This window comes from Staphylococcus sp. HMSC036D05, from assembly GCF_001836225.1.
In the GTDB taxonomy this organism is placed as follows: domain Bacteria; phylum Bacillota; class Bacilli; order Staphylococcales; family Staphylococcaceae; genus Staphylococcus; species Staphylococcus caprae.
In genome coordinates this window covers 58,508-79,872 of record NZ_KV827775.1, presented here as the reverse complement: position 1 = coordinate 79,872, position 21,365 = coordinate 58,508, and the positions used below count along the sequence as shown (strand labels likewise).

Genomic DNA, 21,365 nt, shown 5'->3' with positions numbered 1-21,365 from the left:
TTGGAGTACAGACATTATTGTTTGTACTCTTTTAATTTTCGTCAAAAAAATCATCAAAACTATCAATTTTTTAATTGTAAAAAATCGGGCTAAGTGTTATATTTTAACTTAAAGTTTTAGAAATTATAAGATATTTTATTTAATTTTTAGAATAGGTTATAACTGGATAGAAAATTTTCTATTAAACAACTAGAGACATAAGGAGACAACGACATGAAGAAAAACAATAGAATATACAACTTAGATAACACAATCACTCGTTTTTCTATTAGAAAATATCAAGGTTTTGGAGCAGCAAGTGTAGCTGTAGCTGCATTTTTTATGATGGCAAACACCCATTTTGCCAAAGCTGATGTTAGTGACAGTAAAGAAACTAACGTTCAAATTCAAACACAGCCTAACTTAAATCAAACTAATGATTTAACAAATGAATCGACACCTATTACAAAAGTAAATAATGTCAATAATGAACAAAAGAACCCTGAACCAGTTACTACGCAAAATACTGTAGACAAGAGTAAGTTAAACCAACTTGTTGCACAATATAAAGCAATTGATTTAAGTCCCAAAACAGAAGAATCTATTAAAGCTTTTGAAGCGGATGTAAATGAAGCTGAACGTGTACTTAATAGTAATTTGACGCAACAAGAAGTGAATCGATTTTATTATAAATTCTTAAATAGTGCCGGTAAATTACGAAATAAAACTACAATGGATTCAAATGATTTAACTAATAATGAGAACCAAAGAACTCAAAATAAAGAAACTATCCATACACCTCCACGCACTAGAATCAATACAAATAGTCAACCTAAACATTTACCACATGGTTCATATTTTAGAGCAGTAGATACAGCATCGAATACAGTAGCCTCCACAGATCCATTAAGTAAAAATGAAACGGATGCTTCGATTAAAAATGGAAACTTTCGGCAAGTATCAGGAGGAAATTTACCTACGAGGTCGAATAAATTAACAATCGTCAGAGGAGTAGATCATTGGCATAGTTTATCAAAGGATCCTAATCCAGAATATCCTATACTTTTTACTCCAGCCGCTAAAGACTATGCAAATTTTATGAGTGATAACACAGATCCTTATGGTGTCGTTTTAGCACGTACGACTAATGGATGGAATCGTTCGGATGTAGACCCCCGAGTAGCGGGTATTTATCAAGATATAGATGTTACACCAGGGTCAGAATTAGTCATTAACTTTATATCAACGAGCCCTGCTTTTTCAGATGGAGTGGCTGGAGCTAAATTAAAGATATCAAATGTAGAGGGAACGCAAACACTATTTGATAAACGTCTTGATGCGATGCAAAATTTCCCTACTGGTTGGCTTAAGGCTATGGTTAATATTCCGGATGATATGAATCAAGTACGTATTACATTCATACCTATTTCGACTAATAATTTTATAACTACTCATGATTCAAATAGTGACGATGGATTTGGTAATAATCCCAATAATTATTATGGGGGTGCGGTAAGCCGTGTAACAGCCAACACCGGTGCATATGTAGTGTCAAGAATTAACCAAGTGAACTATGATGCCGTGGCTTCTACTCCTACTTCTAATGTGGCACGCGCAACAGTATCCTTAACTGTTGAAAATAAAGGTCACACTCAATCAAAAGAGACAACTTATAAAGTTGTACTTCCTTCAAACTCAAAATTTATTTCAGCGACTGGCGCTAATAGTAATTATAATGCGAATACCAATACTCTAACTCTGAATATAAGTAATATACATGGTGGAAATACGAAAGATATTTCGTATACAGTAGAGTTCGAGGCAATGCGACCAAAACTGGTTGATTTAAATGGACAAATATCATATAAGACCAATGCACCTTTCCGTGGTGACGGTAGTCAAAAAACAGGGAACAATTCTGTTAATACTCAAACAGTCACGTTGAAAATGAATAAAACTGACTTAGAATCCAAATTGATTGAAGTTGAAGCTCATATTCGTGATTTAAAAGAATCTAATTATACAAATCAATCATGGAATGCGCTTAAAGAAAAAATTGCAGAAGCACGTACTATCATAAATGAAGATAACAATAATGTTGCTTTAGATAATAGAGCGTCTCAAGCAACGATTAATACCGTTACTAATGAATTAGTTACGTTAAAAGGTGAACTTAAGATGGCTCCACCTAGTAAACCAATTGTGAATGTCAATAATCAAGAGGCTAACGTAACTATCAGCCCTGCACTAGAAGCAGATAAAGTGAAAATTTCATACCAAAATACAAATAATGAAAATAATACGCTCGTAGCTACCAAATCAAATGCTACATGGTCATTAGATAAACAAGTCCCAGGTATTACAATTAATGAAAATACTGGTGAGGTTACAATCAGTTATTCAGCAGTTCAACCTGAGAGTCAAGTATCTGCTACAGAAACGACAGGAAACAGTGATGATAGTGAACTAAGCGAAATAACAATGCCACTAAAAGAGACGACACCAGGGGCACCGACAATAAAAGCTGATCAAACCAATGCGAGTGTAACAGTGACCCCTGTGGGAGAATCCACAAAAGTTGTCATTAATTATACGAATAAAGAAAATCAAGCTGGCGAAATCATTGCGACTAAAACAGGTTCAACATGGTCACTAAATAAACAAGAAACTGGAATTACTATTGACGCAAACTCAGGCGACATTACAATCAGTTATTCAGCAGTACACCCTGAAAGTGAAGTAACATCAAGTGAAACAAAAGGTAATAGTGACGTGAGTCCAGAGAGCAAAGTGAATATGCCACGTAAAGAACAGACACCAGCATCACCTATTGTAAATGCCAATGAAGCGCAAGCGGATGTGAATATCGCACCGAACGATGAATCCACAAAAGTAGTAGTTCAATATATTAATAATGGTGGCCAAGCAAGCACAGTTACTGCAACTAAAGAGGGAACAACTTGGAGTTTGGATAAAGATGTATCAGGAATTTCTATAAATTCAAATTCAGGACAAGTAACTATCAGTTATTTAGCAGTTCAACCGGAAAGTGAAATAACTGCAAGTGAAAAGAAAGGCAATAGCGATGCGAGTGAGGAAATCAAAGTAAAAATGCCACGTAAAGAATCGACGCCGCCAGCACCAACAATCAGTGCTAATGAAGAACAAGCAAGTGTGATTGTTACACCGAGCGATGAATCTACAAAAATGGTTATTAAATATTTAGATTTAGAAGATCAAATTAATTCAGTTACAGCAAGTAAAATCAATCATCAATGGTCTCTAAATAAACAGGTTCAAGGCATCACTATTGAACCAAATACAGGAAAAGTGGAAATAAGTTATCAAGCAACACAACCAGAAAGTGACATTATAGCAACAGAAACAAAAGGTAATAGTGATGAAAGTGGAGAAAGTAAAACAGTTATGCCAAGAAAGGAAGCTACACCTGAACCGCCAACTGTTAGCGCTAATGTAGAACAAGCAAATGTAAATGTGGAGCCAAATGATGAATCTACAAAAGTGATCGTTAATTATACAAATACAGATGGCCAAATCATTTCGATTAACGCTAACAAAGAAGGAACAGCATGGAGGCTTGATAAACAAGAAGCGGGAATTACTATCAATGAAAATACTGGAGAACTCACAATCAGTTACACAGCAGTCCAACCCGAAAGCGAAGTAACTGCAAGTGAAATCAAAGGAAATAGTGACGCAAGTGAACTAAGCAAAGTAAAGATGCCACGTAAAGAGTCAACGCCAGAGGCGCCTACTGTTAGTACTGATGATGTAGAAACTAATGTAAGTATCCTTCCAAACGATGAGTCCACAAAGTTAGAAATTAATTTTACAAATAAAGAAGGGCAATCAAGTAAAATTACTGCTATCAAAGAAGGGGAGATTTGGAATCTAGATAAAGAAGTTCCGGGGATTACTATAGAGCCAACTACTGGTGAAGTTACAATTAGCTATACAGCAGTTCAACCTGAAAGCGAAGTAAATGCAAGTCAAACAAAAGGAAATAGTGACGCAAGTGAAGTAGGTAGAGTAGTGATGCCACGCAAAGAGTCAACGCCATCAGCACCTACTGTTAAAGCTGATGTAAGTTTAGCAAATGTAAGTATCCTTCCAAACAATGAATCTACAAAAGTAATAATTCAATTCATAAATAAAGATGGCAAGCTGGAAACAGCGATCACAACTAAAGAGGGAGCAACTTGGAGCATAGATAAAGAAGTTCCAGGAATTACTTTAGACACAACCACAGGAGAAGTAATTATTAGCCATACAGCAGTTCAGGCGGAAAGTGAAGTAACTGCGAGCGAAACCAAAGGCAATAGTGACTCAAGTGGATTAAATAAAGTAACAATGCCACGAAAAGAATCAACGCCGGATGCGCCAACTGTAAATGCAAATGAAGCACAAGCAAATGTAAGTATTCTTTCAAACGGTGAGTCAACAAGATTAGAAATTAGTTTTACAAATAAAGAAGGCCAAACAACTACAGTTATCGCAACTAAAGAGGGAACAAGTTGGAGTCTAGATAAAGAAGTTCCAGGAATTACTATAGAGCCAACTACTGGTGAAGTTATAATTAGCTATACAGCAGTTCAACCAGAAAGTGAAATAACTGCAAGTGAAACCAAAGGCAATAGCGAGGCGAGTCAAACAAGCAAAGTAACAATGCCACGCAAAGAGCAAACACCGCCAGCACCAACAATCATTGCTGATGAAGATAGAGCAAGTGTGAGCGTAATTCCTAACGACGAATCTACTAAAGTAGTTATTAAATACTTAGATTTAGAAGATCAAATTAGTACTATTACAGCAAGTAAAATTAATCAACAATGGTCTTTAAATAAAGTGGTTCCAGGCATCACAATCGAACCAAATTCAGGGAAAGTGGAAATAAGTTATCAAGCAACACAACCAGAAAGTGACATTATAGCAACAGAAACAAAAGGTAATAGTGATGAAAGTGGAGAAAGTAAAACAGTTATGCCAAGAAAGGAAGCTACACCTGAACCGCCAACTGTTAGTGCAAATGAAATGCAAGCAAGCGTGAGTATCGTCCCTGCAGTTGAATCTGACAAATTAAAAGTTCATTATACTAATAAAGATGGACAAGCAAGTATATTAATCGCAACTAAAGAGGGTTCTACTTGGAGATTAGACAAACAAGAATCAGGCATCACTTTAGACACAAACACTGGTGAAGTAACTATCAGTTATTCAGTAGTCCAACAAGAAAGTGAAATAACAGCGAGTGAAACCAAAGTTAATAGTGACGAAAGTGAAGTAAGTAAAGTAACAATGCCTCGTAAAGAGTCAACGCCAGAAGCGCCAACGGTCAATGCTAACGAAGCGCAAGCGAATGTGAGTATCCTTCCAAATGATGACTCAACAAAGTTAGAAATTCATTACACAAATAAGGATGGGCAAGCAAGCGCAATTATTGTTACAAAAGAGGGGACAAGTTGGATCCTAGATACAGAAGTCCCAGGCATCTCCATCAATCCAAACACAGGTGAAATCACAATCAGTTACACTGCGGTACAACCAGAAAGTGAAGTAACAGCGAGTGAAACAAAAGGTAATAGCGACGCTAGTGAATCAAGCAAAGTAACAATGCCACGCAAAGAAGCCACACCTGAGCCACCAATTGTGAGTGCAAATGAAAAAGAAGCAACGGTTACAGTAAAACCAAATGATGGAGCAACAAAAGTTGAAATTCAAATTATAGATAAAAAAGGAAAAGCGATTCAAATTACTGTAAATAAAAAAGAAGCCCTTTGGTCTATAAATAAAAACATAAATGGTATTTCTCTTGATTCCATTACAGGTAAAGTAACAATAAGTAGTGAGACGGTTGAAGCAGGTAGTGTAATATCTACAGTTGAATATAGAGGTAATAGTGATAGAAGTAAGGTAATTAATATTAAAATGCCTCAAAAATTAATAAATAAAGAAAAAAATAAAACTAACACCTCAAAAGTAAAAACGAAAGCACATATCTCTGAAAAAGGAAAAGAAAAATCAAAACCAAAATCAAAACCAAAATCAAAACCAAAATCAAAACCTAAAACAAATAAAACTTTACCTGATACGGGAGAGACTAATGAAACAAATCGAACATTAATATCTAGTATATTGTTAATCGGCTTGATATTAATTCGTAAGTCACGTAAGAAAAAAGATACTATATAAAAACAAAGAAGAGTTACTCTCAATCGCTTTAATGAGAGTAACTCTTCTTTCATTTATCTCAAATCATCAATTGCTTTGGCAATAGATTCAAATAAATGTGGAATATCTTCTTTTTCAACGCAGCTAAATGCAATACGGATATCTGTGTCATTTAATGCAATAATACCTATTGAATAGTGATCAATTAAATGTTTACGTAGGGTTTCAGGATTTACGTGATTAACTTTTAATGCCATGAAGTATCCAGAGTTGAAATCATATGCTTTCCAATAGTCTGCATACTGTTCACTATAAACGACTTCTTTTGTAATTTCATAACGTTCTTTAAGTGTTTGTATATTTTCGTCGATTTCTTTATCAAATTGATCATGATGCTGTAACACGTGCTTAATTGCACTTTGAGAAGGTAGTGGGCCACTTGAAATATTACTTCTAATTAGACCTTTCACTTTTGCTTCGAGAACATTTTTTGTATTTTCATTCTCAGTACCAAAAGTCATGAAACCAACGCGGAAGCCCCAAGCAAAAAATTCTTTTGTTGCACCATCGAGACGAACAGGCAGAATATTTTTAGAATTCACTTGAGTTAAAGCAGTGAAAATAGATTGCGTGTATACATCTTCATAAAATAAACCATAGTATGCATCATCAACAACTGCAATGACCTTTGTACCTTTATTAGCAAGGTCTTGAATCGCACTAACGATTGTTTTAACTTCTTCAACGTTAGGTGTATAACCTGTTGGATTATTTGGATAATTTAAGAGCATAACTACCTTATCTTTATTGTAGTTTTGTAAGGTTTCAACAAGTGAATCTGTTGTAAAATGACCCTCATCATCGAAAATAGGGTATGTTTGAATGTTTGCATTATGTCGAGTATTAAATACGAGTTTATAGTTACCCCAATTATGAGTAGGTAAAAGAATCGTATCATCTGGATTTACAAATAAATCAGCAACTAATGATAAGCCATGAGTTAATGCATTAGTTACAATTGGGCGACTGATAACATCCTTAGTCAAATCATGATTCTCTTTAAGTATCTTCTCTTGCCATAAGTCGCGCAATGCTTCGATACCTTGAGGTGGTGCATATGGAAAAATTTCATCAGGAGTTAAATCATTAAATATATGATTTAATGAATCAGCATACATTTTACCGTTATTATTAGTTGCCATCCCGATTGTTGCATTGTATTTCGTACTTTTAGCTTCGGCAGATTGAGATAAGATGCCTTTAGGATAGAACATTTCTTTTCCTAAGTTAGACAACATCTCATATACTTCTAGGCTTGACTGTTTTAAATCGTTGTTTAGATTTTCGGCTAAAGGGCTCGTCATTTTCTAACCTCTCTTTAATAAAGTGTTTATATATATATTATCTTTAATTTGGTTAAAGATAAAGTATTGTTTACAAAGAATGAAAAAAGAAAAATTTCTAATCATAATCGAACATACGTTCTGTTTTTATGTTAGAATATTGTTAGGTCATCATCTTATATGACACTAATCAATTTGGGAGGTGTAGTATAATGACGTGGTGGCAAGACGGTTTAATAACATTGATTACAGGTGGCGTACTTGTTGTCTTTCGAATATGGTTAGAAATTAAATGGAAAGACAAGAGATGACCGAACACAAAAAAACCCCAAGTCTGCTGGTACCAGACCTGGGGTTGTGTAGTATAATTCGTGGATACAATTAAATTATAACATTGCACTAAATATACAGCAAACAATATTTTATTAATCCTAATTATAAAGCGATGATATAAGGCTTGTTTTATATTGGTACATTAAACCCTAAAGCAATAAATTCTTCTAGATAACTTCATTGATAAACTTTTATTTGATATAATTTTTATTGTATTGAGGTGAAATGATGAAGCACTTAACTAAAATATTAGTAGGTTTAGCGGTTGTGCTTTTTGTAGTAGGTTACTATTTACAAGCAACAGGACACGAATCGCAAGGGATTAAACTTCTACTTGCAGCAATCATGTTTATGATTTGTGCTTTTCTAAATAGAAGTAATGAGCGTCGAAAGAAATAATTAATTGAAATGAATGGAGGCTGGGACATAATTAATTGTCTCAGCCTTCTTTAACATATTGGCAGTAGATGTCTGAATTAAAAGTGCGCTTATATCAAGCTTCTTTCAATCCTAGCCATCTTTGCCGGCGGGGCCCCAACATAGAGAATTTCTTTTTAAGAAATTCTGCAAACAATGAAAGTTGGGAGAGGGACAACGAAAATAATTTTGCTAAATTATATTTCTGTCCCACTCCCTTTTTGTGTATATACTTTATACTCAATTTTTCATTAGAAAGCACTTATTTGTAAGTAATTTGATATATACACTTTACAAATCTGTGTATATTGTATATATTATGTATATACAGAAAGAAAAGGGGGACATCAATGAAATTAATTTTGAAAAACAACAGTGAACAACCCATTTATGAACAAATTAAGCAACAAATTAAAGAAAATATTTTAAAAGGTTATGTTGCTCCTGGCGAACACCTTCCATCAATGCGTGAGTTAGCTAAAGATTTGCAAGTGAGTTTAATTACTACTAAACGAGCTTACGAAGATTTAGAAAAGGATGGATTTGTGACTACTATAAGAGGCAAAGGAACCTTTGTTAAGGAGCAAGATAATTCAATTCTTAAGGAGAAACAATTCTTTGTCATTGAGAATTTAGCGAAAACAATGTCTAAAGAGGCGAAAACAATTGGGATGCCCTTAGAAGAATTGATAGAAATATTAACTTTAATTTATGAGGAGGAAGACTGATGAACGCGATTGAGCTTAAAAAAGTAAGTTATCAAACGAGCGAATTTCAGTTAAAAGATATCTCCTTTGAAGTTCCTAAGGGCTTTGTAACAGGTTTTATAGGTGGGAATGGCGCTGGTAAAACAACAGTTATTCGCTTAATTATGGATTTAATTCAATCTAAAAATGGTCAAATTTCTGTATTTGAAAAAAATATGAAGACAGATCCTGTTGAAATTAAAAATAAAATAGGTTTTGTTTATTCAGAGACGTATTTTAATGATAAATGGACAGCTAAAAAGTTAGAAAATATAGTCGCACCATTTTATATAGATTGGGATCATGAATTATTTATTAATTATCTTCAGTTTTTCCAACTTCCTTACAATAAGAAAATAAAAACATTCTCAACTGGAATGAAAATGAAGTTATCATTAGCAGTTGCATTTAGCCATCATGCAGAACTATTCATTCTAGATGAACCTACATCTGGTTTAGATCCTCTTGTAAGGAATGAATTACTTGAGATTATACAACAAGAATTGATTGATGAAGATAAAACAGTGTTTTTATCTACACATATTATTTCAGATTTAGAGAAAATAGCAGATTATATTGTTTATCTACGAGATGGAGAGATTATTTTCAATGAGTCTAGAGATAAATTGTTTGAGAAATATAAAGTGATTAGTGGTTCCAATGAAGACCTAGATCAAGAGTTGGAGGAATTATTAATATATAAAGAAATAAGAAAAACTGGCTACATAGGCCTTACTGAACACTATCAAACGTTTAAAGAGTTATTTGGAAATAGAATAGAAATTAAAAATCCTACAATCGAAGAATTAATGATTTACTTAGAGAAAAATAAAAAGAAAAAAGACTTTAAATATTATCAACAAAGAGAGAAAAGTTTATGAAACAACTTCTAATAAGAAACATTAAACTTCGACGATGGACACTTTTAATTTATGGATTATTATTACTATTCTTTCCTTTTTATCATTTAATTGATAAACACCATCTAGTCTTTTCTGTTATATCTGGTCCGTTGGGTGTCATTTTAACGATTATTTGTTTAGTCGATGCTGGACATCTATTTAGAATCAATCGCAGGCTAGGTGGTTCACAGTCTTACTTGTTCTTTGGTAGTTTGCCAGTTTCAAAAAAGGATTTACTCAATGCCAACTACATCAGTTGCATAGTATTAACTTTGATTGGTGCTTTAATCATTAGTCTATATGGATATGAAACGAATACGATTAAAACGGATTCGATATCTTTTTCAACAACATATTCATTTATAATAGCGAATTTCTTTTCTATTCCAATCGCTTTTAGAAAAAGTACAGAACAAAAGAATAAGGACGTACCTTATATAGGATATGTATTCGGAATTATGATTGTATTACCGATTATTCTTTCTGCTATATTCATTTTGATTAATTATATTACTCGAAATGATAGTCATATCCCTACTATTTATTCATACTTTTTAAATTATGGATTATTGATGATAAGCATCATCTGTTTAATTATTAATTACGTGATTCAAATAAAAAAATTTAAAAACTAATCACTAGAGGGAGGTCTATTATGAAATTAGAACGTATTACTAAAAAATATGGACAAAATACAGTCATAGATGATGTCAACTTTGATTTTGCAAACAGTCAAATTGTTGGTCTTATAGGTAAAAATGGTGTAGGTAAGACAACTTTGATGAAAATTATGAATGGTAATATCATCAATTATCAAGGTAAAGTAGATTTATCTAAAGACGAAAATGTAGGTTTCTTAATTGAACATCCTAAACTTTATGATAATAAGTCTGGCTTATATAATTTGAAACTTTTTGCTCAAGTATTAGGAAAAGGTTTCGATAAAGAGTACTCAGATCATATTATCGATGCTTTTGGTATGAGACCTTACATTAAGAAAAAAGTAAAAAAATATTCAATGGGTATGAAACAAAAATTAGCAATAGCTGTATCTCTTATGAATAAACCAAGATATTTAATATTAGATGAACCTACTAACGGCATGGATCCTGATGGTTCAATCGATGTATTAAAAACAATTCAATCTTTAGTAAAACAATTAGAAATGAAAATTTTAATTTCTAGTCATAAGTTAGAAGATATTGAGTTAATTTGTGATAGAGCGATATTCCTAAGAGATGGTCATTTTGTTCAAGATGTGAACATGAAAGATGGTGGCCCTGAAGACACTACAATTATCACTGTTGAAAATGAAGACTTCAACAAAACATTAGAATATCTAACTGAACATTATAAAGTACAACAGTCACAAAAAGATGCTGGTGAAATAATGATTAAAGCTCAAAAAGATTATAAACCACTACTTAAATCATTATCTCAAAAAGAGGTTTATCCAAAATATATTGAAACACGCAAAAGCTCTTTACGTGATACTTACTTTAATATTAATCAGAGAGGTGATAAATAATGAGAATTTTACAACTAGTCAAATATGATTTAATTAGTATTTTGAAAAGTCCTTTAACATACCTTGCATTGATACTAGTTATAGGAATGACTGTCTTCCAAGCAAGTATGCAAGCTGCATTCGCTAAGACTCACCAAGTAGATAATAATATGGTATTCATATTAGCAAACTGGCTATTCTTATTCGCTGGATTATTATTTATCATCAAAACTATCACTAGAGACTACTCTCAAGGTACGATTCAGTTATACATGAGTAAGGTAAGTAGTAGAATTGGATACATTATTGCTAAAACAATTTCAATAGTGTTAATTTCTCTCTTATTTACGTTACTTCATTATCTTGTAATCATTATTATTCAAGCATTTACTAAAGGTTCAAACGTTGATGGAGATAAATTCTTAAATAATATTTGGTTTTACCTTATATTCTTCCTATTCTTTGGACTATTCTTATTATTACTAACGTTAATTATTGAAAAGCCAGCAGTAATCTTTACTTTAGGGATTTTCTTATTACTTATCGTTCCATTCGTACAACCTTTCATAGGTTTAATCCCGCACATTGGTGACGATATCCAAAAATCATTTAAGTATATCCCATTCACTTACTTAACTGAGAAAATGACAGAAGACATTAAATTCTCACATTGGCAATGGTTTATTTCAATTGCTTCAATCGTTGTATTATTTATTGCTGACATTCTATATGCTGCTAAGAGAGATATTTAATCAGATAATACTGAGGCACATGCCTCAGTATTTCTATTTATACAAAAGTTTAGTAATGATTGAGTTATATACTGCTTTCCAAAATGAAGAATCGGTTTTAAATCTATTGGAAATTAATAGATGCGTTTCTTTTACTTTGTCATCATAATCAGGGTGGTCTTTACTTGGCAATTTATCATTTCTAAGCTCAGTGACGAATGTTTGAACTTCTTTAGCTCTTGGACCCCATACAGTGATTTGTTCATATGAATCATTCATAAATACAAATATAGGTATAGATCTTGATTTACCGTTAGTTAGGTATTGGTCAATGAGATTTGTGTCATCATCTCTATGAAAAACTTTAACTTCAAGGTTTAATACTTCACTGATTTGTTTTAATATTGGGAGATTCATCATTGCATCTCCACACCAGTCTTCAGTGATGACTAATACCTTGGAATAATTTGTTTGTTGTAATTGCTTTATACGTTCATCATTTGTAGGGGGGCTAAAAGATTTGTAAATTGACAATAAATTCTCTTTGTTGTCTTTCATTTGTTCAATGTACTGTTCTAACGACTGACTTCTATTAAAATATGTTTGTAAACTTGTCATATAAGTAACCTCCTTTGATAATTTAGAATATTATAACAATTTTTAAACTTTAAAGATATTAATTAACTTAATTCGAACGGGATTCACAATGTGACTAAGTTGTTAGATGAAACTCAAAATTCCTTATGCTATATTAGTTAGAACAAGAGTGAAAGTGGTGACTCAAGTGCGAATACAAAATCGATGGGTGATTTCAACCCTTTTTTTGATTGGAGCAATCATTTTACTATTCGGAATTATGTACTATAAAAGTATTAAGACCGTAGATTTATCCAATTATACTATTAACAACATTAGTTTGAATGAACATTTTAAAGAAAAAGGATATGTATTAAATAAGAAGGTTAAATTAGATAGATTTAAATTTTATAATGATGAAAATCATAAAGATTTAACAGTTAAAGTAAAAAATAAAAACCATACTATAAAAGGTATTGTTCTAGTCAAAGATAAAAATGTTAAAACAAATTTTGGCATTAAAATTGGCGATTCGATTGATGAAGTAATAGACGAACTCGGAGACAGCTATAAAAGAAATATTGCTGGTAAGCATTATAAATCAATTACATATATAGATCGTGAGCATAAAATGAAGTTAAGCATACTTTATAAAGATGAAGTAGTAAAAAGAATAGAATTCTTCAGTAAATAAGTTTAGTTGAGGAATGTACGCTATTGCATATTCTTTAATTCAAATTCAGGAAGAGTGACAATATATGGATAAGATTACTTTTTTAAATGAATTAGAATTAGCCTTGGATGAGCTTCCTAGAAATGAAAAGGATAATAAGATGTACGAGTATGAAAATCTTTTTTATGAAGAGGAACTCAAGGGCAATAATGAAGAGCAAATTGTAAAAAAATTAAAGGACCCTTATGACATAGCTAAAGAAATTAAGGCAAAAAGTGCTATTAGTTACGCTAGTTCTAAACCTACGATTCAAAATATAGCTAAGGCAATCTTTGCATCTTTAAGTTTGGGAATCTTATCGATATTTATTATATTGATACCTGTCGTGATTATCGCATTACTTCTTTTGATTTTATTGTTTTTATCAATTTGTCTTTTATTTTCTCCTATAATATTAATCGTTTATTCATTACTTAATGGTTTTCATAACTCAATAAGTAATATATTATTTTCGATTTCATTGGCCGGTTTAGGAATTATTTTTATTGTTTTAACCTTTAAAATTATGCATATAGTACATAAACTGATTTTAAGATATTTACTATGGTACATAAAAACAGTTAAAGGAAGCGTTAGAGAATGAAGAAGCTTTTCATTAGCGGTTTAATTATATTTATTGTGTTTTTTATTGGTGGAACGATAACATGGTTTGCTTTTGATAAAGCTACTTATGAAAAGCAAAATTACTACAAAACGTTTAGTAACAATTTTAGTAATGTATCTGTAAATACGATAGGTTCAGAAATAAATGTTATAAAAGGTAAAAAATTTAAAATCGATTATAAAGGAGATAATAATATTTTTGTCTCCAAAAAAAGAAATACACTAAAAGTAACAGAAAAGCGAGCGACTAACAGAGGCTATGGTTTAAATTTTAATCCTTTTCATCGAAATAAGAAAAAACTTACTTTAGAAGTTCCAGATAAAAAACTGAAAAACTTGAATGTAGATTCCCTTATCGGTGATATCCATTTAAAAAATTTGAAGGTAAAGAATACGACTGTTATCAATCACCGTCTTTTTTCAATGGATAATTCAAATTTGAATAATTTAAATTTTGGGAGCTCTGGTAGAAAAGCCAATATTAATGATTCTACTGTTCAAAAAGGTAATATAAAAATGAATTTAGGCAAAATATTAGTTAATCATAGCCAATTGAAAGATTCTATATTCTTATTGAATAAAGGTGATATTCTTATGAAGAATATGAAATCTTCAAATGATATTAAAGCCTCCACGAAACAAGGTGATATTAAATATAACTTCGGAGAAAAACCTAAAGACACATTACTCAAATTACATCCTGGTCGAGGTAAAAAAGTTGTTAACAATAAGTACTTTAAAGAAGGCAAAGTAGGTAAAAGTAATAATATTTTAGAGTTTTATACTGTTGATGGTGATATCACTGTTGATTAATTTTAATCGGACAGTATCATTTTCTAAGTATCATAGCCCTTAAAATGAATGTATTTAAAAGTTCATTTTAAGGGTTATTTTCATATTTATTCGTCACGCATTAGCCCGAAATAAAACTTTAATAAGTTGCGAAAGTCAAAGAAGTATCAATTTCACCTCTGAAATAATCAATGTTTAAATCTTCGCCATTTAACCATTTTGAAAAGTTTATTTCAGTAGCATGGTTATTCTCACCGAGTGCCATCCAAGCAGTTAATGTATTTGGTTCATAAATAGATGTATGAATGGTGCCAGACCAACTTCTAAAGAGTTTACTATAAATCTCATATTGTGGATCGTTAAATAATTTGAAAGCATCTTCTTTAGTAATAGTGTGATTCGTATGTTTGATAACTCGCTCTAATCTCTCTTTAGACTCTTTTGTGTAATTGCGATTTTCATGGGTTAATAATTCGAAATGATTTGTACATATTGGGTCATATCTCACATTAATTGAACGTGGTGTCACTTCAACTATCGCATAGTTTAAATTCTTATCCATTATAATGTAGCTAAATGAACTTCTATGAGGAATTTCTTTTAAAAGTCGAATAGCTTCATGAACATCTTTACAATTTTCAAGAATAAGTCTTCCTATCATATAACAAACAAAACCGTTGGCTGGTTTTTTACGATGCATAAAATTATAAGCCATTACTAGTCCACATTCATTCATCCCATCCATTCTGCCTGTCACTCTTGAAGTAGGACCTATTTGAGCCAGACCACTATCATTTGGTTGGAAAAGTAAATATCTACCATCATATGTTGCTGGGTGATAATCATAATTACGTATTAAATAGTCTGTCCCCTTAAAAACTGTACAACCACTGTCTTTTAAATCTGTAAAGCGGTAATGACCAAAATTTAGGATGATCTGTTTAGTTGGAAGGTTAAGCACGTCTTGCATACCAATGAGCTCATCCCATATTTTCGGAGCATATGTTTGAAAGATATGATATGTTTCTTTTACATCTATATCAAAGCGAGGATTTCTTTTTCTCCACTCCTTTTCACGATTTTTTAAAAGGGGAGTCGTTTGTAACCATTTTGCTGTTTCAACTCCTAAATCGTAGTGGGAACCACGATGAGTCATAATATCAGATTGTACGCTTTGCATTCAGAACATCCTCTCTTTTCAAGTGTTTACTTTAATGTAATAGGAAATTAACTTAATGTTAATTGCATTACATTAGTTGAAATAATACAATCGAATTGTATTTTAGTTGGGGAATTTTTAATATTTATGGGAGTGATTTCTATGTTTACAGATCGTTGTAGAGCAATTGCTGATTCAGTTAAATCATGGTGGCTAAGTTAATACGCATGATACTTTATTATTTAAGCTATTTTTACTTAGATTTAAAATAATTAAATTAATCTTTATTTGTCATATTACCATAATTCTTATTTATATTGAGAATAATCATTTTTGAAACGGGTATTTATTTATCGAAGAAGATAAGTATGCTATCATATTGTATTGTAGATATGCATATTAATTTTAGAGGTGAAAAGTAATGTGGAACTTTATTAAAGGTTTATTTAAATTTGTATTTAGCTTATTAGCTATTACTACAGTTGTTGTAGGCGTAGGTGTTGTTGCCTTTGCTTATATTTTCAAAAAAGATTTTGAAGATATTGAAAGAAAAACAAAAGAAATTGTTTCAGATATCGAAAACAATAATTAATTAGTTAAGTGTATACTAGCTGATTTTTAAATAATGGTTGGCAATGGCTCAAAGTTAAGCTATTGCCAACTTTTTTTATGCGAAGGTAATATCAATAATATCTAAGATTGAAACCTTTTGATGGTATGTAGTATTAGGTTTTATACCTTCAATTTCAAAATTCAACGAATCTATGCGATGTATATTAAGCTGAACAAAATCGATATAGCCTTCTTTATAAAATTTGATATTAACAGGTTGGGATTTTTGTAAAGCCTCATGTAAGCGTATATTTAATTGAGCCAGTTGATCATCTGAAAGCACAGGTCTATCTATCTTATTTTGGTCGAGCATATATTGATGAATTGTTTCAAACTGCTCAGGTAATGTAGCAAAGGGTGCCCACTTAACCATGCCTCGACCAGCTGGTATATTCTTATCTAACATTTCACGTGGAATGTTTCGATAATCTGTTTCTTTATTTATATACGTCATTTTCAATCACCTCATCCGATATAAATCATTATACGAACATTTGTTCTGTTTTGCAATACAAAATTGCTGACTATATTTTTGAGTTTTATAGTCAGCAAGAGGTGAATGTTAAATTTTAAAAAATAATTAGAGTAAAATATAGTCCTAGCAACGTTATAAATAGTACAGGGAGGGTAACAATAATTCCTGTTTTAAAATAGGTTCCCCAAGAAATTTTTATGCCTTTTTGAGTTAACACATGGAGCCATAATAGTGTCGCTAAAGATCCAATAGGTGTAATCTTAGGACCTAAATCAGAGCCAATAACATTTGCATAAATCATACCTTCTTTAATTAAACCGGTAGAATTTGATTGTGAAATAGCGATTGCATCAATTAAAACAGTTGGCAAATTATTCATAATCGATGAAAGAAACGCTGCTATAAATCCCATACTCATAATGCTACTCAATAGTCCATGAACTGAAAAGGAATGTAAAATATTTCCTAATACTAAAGTGATACCTACATTTTTCAATCCATAAACTACGAGATACATTCCTATTGAAAATACCACAATATTCCAAGGTGCGCCTTTTAAAACTTCTTTAGTACGAACGGCTTCTGAACGACTTGCTAGAAGTAAGAAAATAAAGGCAACAGCTAATGCAATAAACGCTACAGGTACTTTAATAAACTCACTCACTAAATAACCAAATAATAAAACAATGAGCACAATCCATGAGATGTTAAAAAGTTTTTTATCTTTGATGACTGATTGAGGTGTTTTTAAATGATTAATATCTACAGATCTTGGAAGTGAACGTCTAAAATAAAGCCAAAGTACAAGAACGCTAGCAAAAAATGAAAAAATGTTAGGAATCATCATCTTTAAAGCGTATTGAATAAATGTGATATTAAAATAATCAGCAGAAACAATATTCACTAAATTGCTCACAATAAGTGGGAGAGAAGTAGTATCTGCGATAAAACCACTAGCTATGATAAATGGGAATATAGTTTTTTTATCAAATCCTAGACTTCTCACCATGGCTAATACAATGGGTGTGAGTATAAGTGCAGCACCATCATTTGCAAATAAAGCTGCAACTATAGCGCCTAAAGTCATGATCAATATAAACATTCTAAAACCGTGACCTTTAGAAGCGGTAATCATATGTAAAGCAGCCCATTCAAAGAATCCAATTCGATCTAGAATTAAAGATATCAATATAATCGCTACAAATGTTAATGTAGCATTCCAAACTATGTCGGTAACCTTAATAACATCGGAAAATGATACAACACCAGTTACTATAGCTATAATGGCACCGATAACAGCAGTAATGCCTATATCTAAACCTTTCGGCTGCCAAATAACAAAGAGCAAAGTTATAACAAAAATAGCTATTGCTAGAAAAACCATAAAGGTTCACTCAACTTTCTTTATAAGAGTAAATAAATGATTTGTTTTAAATAACATAATCAAGAATATCAATACTTGAATTTTTTATCTAGAGTTATTACCAGTGAACAAGTTTTAATTGTAAATTAATCATAGTTAAAGTTAAAATTAAAACAACATCAATCTAATGGAGGGGTTAATATGACTATTGGATACATCGGTTCTTATACAAAGAAAAATGGTAAAGGTATTTACCGTTTTGAATTAAATGAATTAGAGGGGACTATTAAAAACGTTGAAACAGGATATGAAATTGAAGCTTCAACCTATCTTACTAGAAATGAAAATTTCTTATATGCAATAACAAAAGAGGAAGAAGATTGTGGTATTGCAAGTTTCAAAATTAAAAATAACGGTGAATTAGAATTAATTAATAAATGCTTAGCATCTAAGAATGGAACAGGTTGCTATATTCAGGTTTCTAAAGATGGTAATTATTTATTTGAAGCAGTATATGGTGCTGGCATCGCTCGATTATATAAATTAAATAAAAATACTGGAGAAATCGAAACACTGATTGAAGAATTAGAACATGATTATCCTACAGGACCACATGAGCGACAAGACGATTCACATGTCCATTTTTTAAGTGAAACACCAGATAATAAATATGTTGTGGCGGCGGATTTAGGTACAGATAGAATTGTCACTTATACATATGGAGAAAATGGCTTTAAAGAATATGCAGTTTCACAATTTCAAGAAGCGGATGGTACACGACACATTACTTTCAATGATAATGGTAAATATGCTTACGTGGTTCATGAATTATCGAATTATGTTAGTGTAACAGAATATCATGATGGTGAATTTAAAGAAATAGAACGCCATCTAACAATTCCGCAAGATTTTAAAGAGGAAACAAAATTAGCTGCTGTTAGATTGTCTCACGATCAAAAGCATCTATATGTAAGTAATCGTGGTCATGATAGTATAGCTATTTATGAACTTGTAGATAATGGTAAATCATTGAAAATCGTTGATATACAAACAACTAGAGATGTGTTCCCAAGGGATTTTAATATTACTCCAGATGATAAATATATCGTTTGTGCACATCAAGAAGGGGATTCCAAAGTCACAGTATTTGAACGAGATGATGTTACAGGAAAACTCACTTTCATAGATGATCACGAAAGTGCGCCTGAGGGAGTATGTGTGCTCTTCTAATAAAATGCTCCACATGTAATGAATCGACCATGTACATGTGGAGCTTAATTCAAATGATTTTTAATTTTTAAAGAAGGCTTTGATATATTTAAATTTACCTTTATAAGGAGGGAAGTAGACGCTTGATTCTAATCGAGTTGACTTAAAAGTATATGATTTCATATGACTAAATGTGTCAAATGAATATTTACCGTGATATTGTCCTATACCTGAGGCACCAACACCACCAAATGGTAAATTAGGGTTAGCGACATGCATGAGCGTATCATTAATTGCACCACCACCAAATGATAGTTCATCTAATACACGATGAGACGCATTTTCATCTTCGCTAAATAAATATAAACTTAAAGGTTTAGGCTTGCTTTGAATAATTTCAATTGCTTCATCAAAGCTGTCATAAGTAAGAATAGGAAGTATAGGGCCAAAAATTTCTTCTTGCATCACTTTATCTTGAACATTGGTATTTTCAAGTATTGTAGGTTCAATGTATAAATCTTCTTTTGAACTTTTTCCTCCAAATACTATGTTGTTTTTATGAATTTCTAGTAACTCATTTAGACGATTAAAATGTTTTTCATTAACAATTCTTCCAAAGTCAGGACTTTCTTTAATATTTTTTCCATAAAATTCAGTGATAGTTTGTTTTAATGCATTAATGAGGTCATTTTTAACTTCGCGATCAACCAGTATATAATCTGGAGCAACACAAGTTTGACCTGCATTTGTAAACTTACCGAAACTTATTCGCTCACTAGCTACTTTGATATTAGCAGTGTCATCAACAATTACTGGTGATTTGCCACCTAATTCTAAAGTTACAGGTACTAAATTTTTAGCTGCAGCTTCATAAACAACTTTGCCAACTTTTTCACTGCCCGTAAAGAACATATAATCAAAAGGTAGATGGATTAAAGTCTGAGTTTCATTAATCCCGCCCTCGACAACAGAGATATAATTAGAGTCAAAAGAATCTTCAATTACAGTTCTGATAACTGTTGCTACGTTAGGTGTATGTTCTGATGGTTTTACAATTGCAGTATTTCCTGCAGCTATAGCGCCAATCAAAGGTTCAAAAACTAATTGAACAGGATAATTGAAAGGTCCTATGATTAAGACTGTGCCATAAGGTTCATTTTTGATATAACTTTTAGTCGGGAATAAATATAGTGGTGTGTCCACTTGCTTTGTTTTAGTCCAATTTTTTAACTCTTTACGAGCAATTTTAATGCTTTTTAAAAGCACGCCAATTTCTGTAGCATATGCCTCTACATTATTTTTACCTAAATCCTTTTCGAGTGCTTCAAGTAATTCATTTTCATGGTTTTTAATACTTTTGCGTAAAATTTTCAATTGATGTTTACGAAATTTAAGTTCCTTGGTTTTATTGGTTTTGAAGAATTGTTTACTTTGGTAAAATTTTTGTTCAATATTATTCATCAAAATGACCTCCTTTTTTATTTATATGCAAGAGGGGGATACAACACAGAAATCTATCGCTTAAAAACATTAATTCACTTAATAAATTTATACCCCAAATATTAATTTTTAAATGCAATTCTTTAGTTAAAAAAGAGTAAGAAAAAGTTAATTTTTAATAGATGAACTATGTATGAATATAAAATGTGCCCCTAAATAAATTTACTTAAAATTCATTTAGGAGCATACATACTAG

19 protein-coding genes are annotated in these 21,365 nt (G+C 31.7%); 13 read left to right on the top strand and 6 right to left on the bottom strand.

Annotated elements, in window-relative coordinates:
• The first annotated feature begins 213 nt into the window (after window positions 1–213).
• A complete protein-coding gene (locus HMPREF2580_RS03780) occupies window positions 214–6,189 on the top strand; it encodes a SasC/FmtB family protein (protein WP_070830498.1) in 5,976 nt (1,991 codons plus the stop codon).
• Between the two features lie 53 nt (window positions 6,190–6,242).
• Here the strand turns inward: HMPREF2580_RS03780 and HMPREF2580_RS03775 are convergent, their stop codons facing one another.
• Window positions 6,243–7,532, bottom strand: a complete 1,290-nt coding sequence (locus HMPREF2580_RS03775) for an aminotransferase class I/II-fold pyridoxal phosphate-dependent enzyme (protein ID WP_070830496.1) — start codon at window positions 7,530–7,532, stop codon at window positions 6,243–6,245.
• 191 nt (window positions 7,533–7,723) lie between these two features.
• Here HMPREF2580_RS03775 and HMPREF2580_RS12425 point away from each other — a divergent pair, with 191 nt between their 5' ends.
• The 7 genes from HMPREF2580_RS12425 (at window position 7,724) to pmtD (ending at window position 12,168) form a co-directional block, all read left to right on the top strand.
• The gene (locus tag HMPREF2580_RS12425) at window positions 7,724–7,822 is read left to right on the top strand and encodes a Trp-rich small protein (RefSeq protein WP_002445390.1); all 99 of its coding nucleotides are present in this window, start codon (window positions 7,724–7,726) and stop codon (window positions 7,820–7,822) included.
• 250 nt (window positions 7,823–8,072) lie between these two features.
• Entirely contained in the window at window positions 8,073–8,243 is a 171-nt protein-coding gene (locus HMPREF2580_RS12175) for an SE1626 family protein (RefSeq protein ID WP_002445392.1), read from the top strand.
• Between the two features lie 368 nt (window positions 8,244–8,611).
• Complete coding sequence (locus HMPREF2580_RS03770; protein ID WP_002445393.1) at window positions 8,612–8,989, top strand: PSM export ABC transporter transcriptional regulator PmtR; 378 nt, start codon at window positions 8,612–8,614, stop codon at window positions 8,987–8,989.
• Window positions 8,989–9,888, top strand: a complete 900-nt coding sequence (locus tag HMPREF2580_RS03765; RefSeq protein WP_070830494.1) for a phenol-soluble modulin export ABC transporter ATP-binding protein PmtA — start codon at window positions 8,989–8,991, stop codon at window positions 9,886–9,888. The genes HMPREF2580_RS03770 and HMPREF2580_RS03765 overlap by 1 nt, the downstream gene beginning before the upstream one ends.
• Window positions 9,885–10,544: a phenol-soluble modulin export ABC transporter permease subunit PmtB gene (locus HMPREF2580_RS03760; protein ID WP_070830491.1), complete on the top strand. Its 660-nt coding sequence runs from the start codon at window positions 9,885–9,887 to the stop codon at window positions 10,542–10,544. Before HMPREF2580_RS03765 ends, HMPREF2580_RS03760 begins: the two co-directional genes overlap by 4 nt.
• Window positions 10,545–10,564: 20 nt before the next feature.
• A complete protein-coding gene (gene pmtC / locus HMPREF2580_RS03755; RefSeq protein WP_002445398.1) occupies window positions 10,565–11,437 on the top strand; it encodes a phenol-soluble modulin export ABC transporter ATP-binding protein PmtC in 873 nt (290 codons plus the stop codon).
• Window positions 11,437–12,168: a phenol-soluble modulin export ABC transporter permease subunit PmtD gene (pmtD, locus tag HMPREF2580_RS03750; RefSeq protein WP_070830489.1), complete on the top strand. Its 732-nt coding sequence runs from the start codon at window positions 11,437–11,439 to the stop codon at window positions 12,166–12,168. Before pmtC ends, pmtD begins: the two co-directional genes overlap by 1 nt.
• Window positions 12,169–12,201: 33 nt before the next feature.
• Here the strand turns inward: pmtD and HMPREF2580_RS03745 are convergent, their stop codons facing one another.
• Window positions 12,202–12,765: a thioredoxin family protein gene (locus HMPREF2580_RS03745; RefSeq protein ID WP_002445400.1), complete on the bottom strand. Its 564-nt coding sequence runs from the start codon at window positions 12,763–12,765 to the stop codon at window positions 12,202–12,204.
• Between the two features lie 166 nt (window positions 12,766–12,931).
• On the opposite strand from HMPREF2580_RS03745, the gene HMPREF2580_RS03740 reads away from it, so the two are divergent.
• The 3 genes from HMPREF2580_RS03740 (at window position 12,932) to HMPREF2580_RS03730 (ending at window position 14,872) form a co-directional block, all read left to right on the top strand.
• Window positions 12,932–13,417, top strand: coding sequence for a hypothetical protein (locus HMPREF2580_RS03740; protein WP_037541850.1), 486 nt, complete (start codon window positions 12,932–12,934; stop codon window positions 13,415–13,417).
• Between the two features lie 64 nt (window positions 13,418–13,481).
• Entirely contained in the window at window positions 13,482–14,039 is a 558-nt protein-coding gene (locus tag HMPREF2580_RS03735) for an HAAS signaling domain-containing protein (protein WP_044466844.1), read from the top strand.
• Entirely contained in the window at window positions 14,036–14,872 is an 837-nt protein-coding gene (locus HMPREF2580_RS03730; RefSeq protein ID WP_070830487.1) for a DUF4097 family beta strand repeat-containing protein, read from the top strand. Before HMPREF2580_RS03735 ends, HMPREF2580_RS03730 begins: the two co-directional genes overlap by 4 nt.
• Window positions 14,873–14,990: 118 nt before the next feature.
• On the opposite strand, the gene HMPREF2580_RS03725 is transcribed toward HMPREF2580_RS03730, so the two are convergent.
• Window positions 14,991–16,031: a C45 family autoproteolytic acyltransferase/hydrolase gene (locus HMPREF2580_RS03725; RefSeq protein WP_070830483.1), complete on the bottom strand. Its 1,041-nt coding sequence runs from the start codon at window positions 16,029–16,031 to the stop codon at window positions 14,991–14,993.
• Window positions 16,032–16,431: 400 nt separating this feature from the next.
• Between HMPREF2580_RS03725 and HMPREF2580_RS12170 the strand changes: the two genes are divergently transcribed.
• Entirely contained in the window at window positions 16,432–16,602 is a 171-nt protein-coding gene (locus HMPREF2580_RS12170; RefSeq protein WP_002435939.1) for a hypothetical protein, read from the top strand.
• Between the two features lie 75 nt (window positions 16,603–16,677).
• Here HMPREF2580_RS12170 and HMPREF2580_RS03720 read toward each other — a convergent pair whose 3' ends face one another.
• A complete protein-coding gene (locus tag HMPREF2580_RS03720; protein WP_070830481.1) occupies window positions 16,678–17,076 on the bottom strand; it encodes a YolD-like family protein in 399 nt (132 codons plus the stop codon).
• A 115-nt stretch (window positions 17,077–17,191) separates the two neighbouring features.
• A complete protein-coding gene (arsB, locus tag HMPREF2580_RS03715; protein WP_070830480.1) occupies window positions 17,192–18,481 on the bottom strand; it encodes an arsenite efflux transporter membrane subunit ArsB in 1,290 nt (429 codons plus the stop codon).
• Between the two features lie 180 nt (window positions 18,482–18,661).
• Here arsB and HMPREF2580_RS03710 point away from each other — a divergent pair, with 180 nt between their 5' ends.
• Window positions 18,662–19,690: a 6-phosphogluconolactonase gene (locus HMPREF2580_RS03710; protein ID WP_070830478.1), complete on the top strand. Its 1,029-nt coding sequence runs from the start codon at window positions 18,662–18,664 to the stop codon at window positions 19,688–19,690.
• Between the two features lie 60 nt (window positions 19,691–19,750).
• On the opposite strand, the gene HMPREF2580_RS03705 is transcribed toward HMPREF2580_RS03710, so the two are convergent.
• Entirely contained in the window at window positions 19,751–21,130 is a 1,380-nt protein-coding gene (locus HMPREF2580_RS03705; RefSeq protein ID WP_070830476.1) for an aldehyde dehydrogenase, read from the bottom strand.
• Window positions 21,131–21,365: the final 235 nt, after the last annotated feature.

Bases quoted from the DNA above. Each gene is read 5' to 3' on its own strand.
- HMPREF2580_RS03780 (WP_070830498.1), top strand. From the start codon at position 214: ATGAAGAAAAACAATAGAATATACAACTTAGATAACACAATCACTCGT.
- HMPREF2580_RS03775 (WP_070830496.1), bottom strand. From the start codon at position 7,532: ATGACGAGCCCTTTAGCCGAAAATCTAAACAACGATTTAAAACAGTCA.
- HMPREF2580_RS12425 (WP_002445390.1), top strand. From the start codon at position 7,724: ATGACGTGGTGGCAAGACGGTTTAATAACATTGATTACAGGTGGCGTA.
- HMPREF2580_RS12175 (WP_002445392.1), top strand. From the start codon at position 8,073: ATGAAGCACTTAACTAAAATATTAGTAGGTTTAGCGGTTGTGCTTTTT.
- HMPREF2580_RS03770 (WP_002445393.1), top strand. From the start codon at position 8,612: ATGAAATTAATTTTGAAAAACAACAGTGAACAACCCATTTATGAACAA.
- HMPREF2580_RS03765 (WP_070830494.1), top strand. From the start codon at position 8,989: ATGAACGCGATTGAGCTTAAAAAAGTAAGTTATCAAACGAGCGAATTT.
- HMPREF2580_RS03760 (WP_070830491.1), top strand. From the start codon at position 9,885: ATGAAACAACTTCTAATAAGAAACATTAAACTTCGACGATGGACACTT.
- pmtC (WP_002445398.1), top strand. From the start codon at position 10,565: ATGAAATTAGAACGTATTACTAAAAAATATGGACAAAATACAGTCATA.
- pmtD (WP_070830489.1), top strand. From the start codon at position 11,437: ATGAGAATTTTACAACTAGTCAAATATGATTTAATTAGTATTTTGAAA.
- HMPREF2580_RS03745 (WP_002445400.1), bottom strand. From the start codon at position 12,765: ATGACAAGTTTACAAACATATTTTAATAGAAGTCAGTCGTTAGAACAG.
- HMPREF2580_RS03735 (WP_044466844.1), top strand. From the start codon at position 13,482: ATGGATAAGATTACTTTTTTAAATGAATTAGAATTAGCCTTGGATGAG.
- HMPREF2580_RS03730 (WP_070830487.1), top strand. From the start codon at position 14,036: ATGAAGAAGCTTTTCATTAGCGGTTTAATTATATTTATTGTGTTTTTT.
- HMPREF2580_RS03725 (WP_070830483.1), bottom strand. From the start codon at position 16,031: ATGCAAAGCGTACAATCTGATATTATGACTCATCGTGGTTCCCACTAC.
- HMPREF2580_RS12170 (WP_002435939.1), top strand. From the start codon at position 16,432: ATGTGGAACTTTATTAAAGGTTTATTTAAATTTGTATTTAGCTTATTA.
- HMPREF2580_RS03720 (WP_070830481.1), bottom strand. From the start codon at position 17,076: ATGACGTATATAAATAAAGAAACAGATTATCGAAACATTCCACGTGAA.
- arsB (WP_070830480.1), bottom strand. From the start codon at position 18,481: ATGGTTTTTCTAGCAATAGCTATTTTTGTTATAACTTTGCTCTTTGTT.
- HMPREF2580_RS03710 (WP_070830478.1), top strand. From the start codon at position 18,662: ATGACTATTGGATACATCGGTTCTTATACAAAGAAAAATGGTAAAGGT.
- HMPREF2580_RS03705 (WP_070830476.1), bottom strand. From the start codon at position 21,130: ATGAATAATATTGAACAAAAATTTTACCAAAGTAAACAATTCTTCAAA.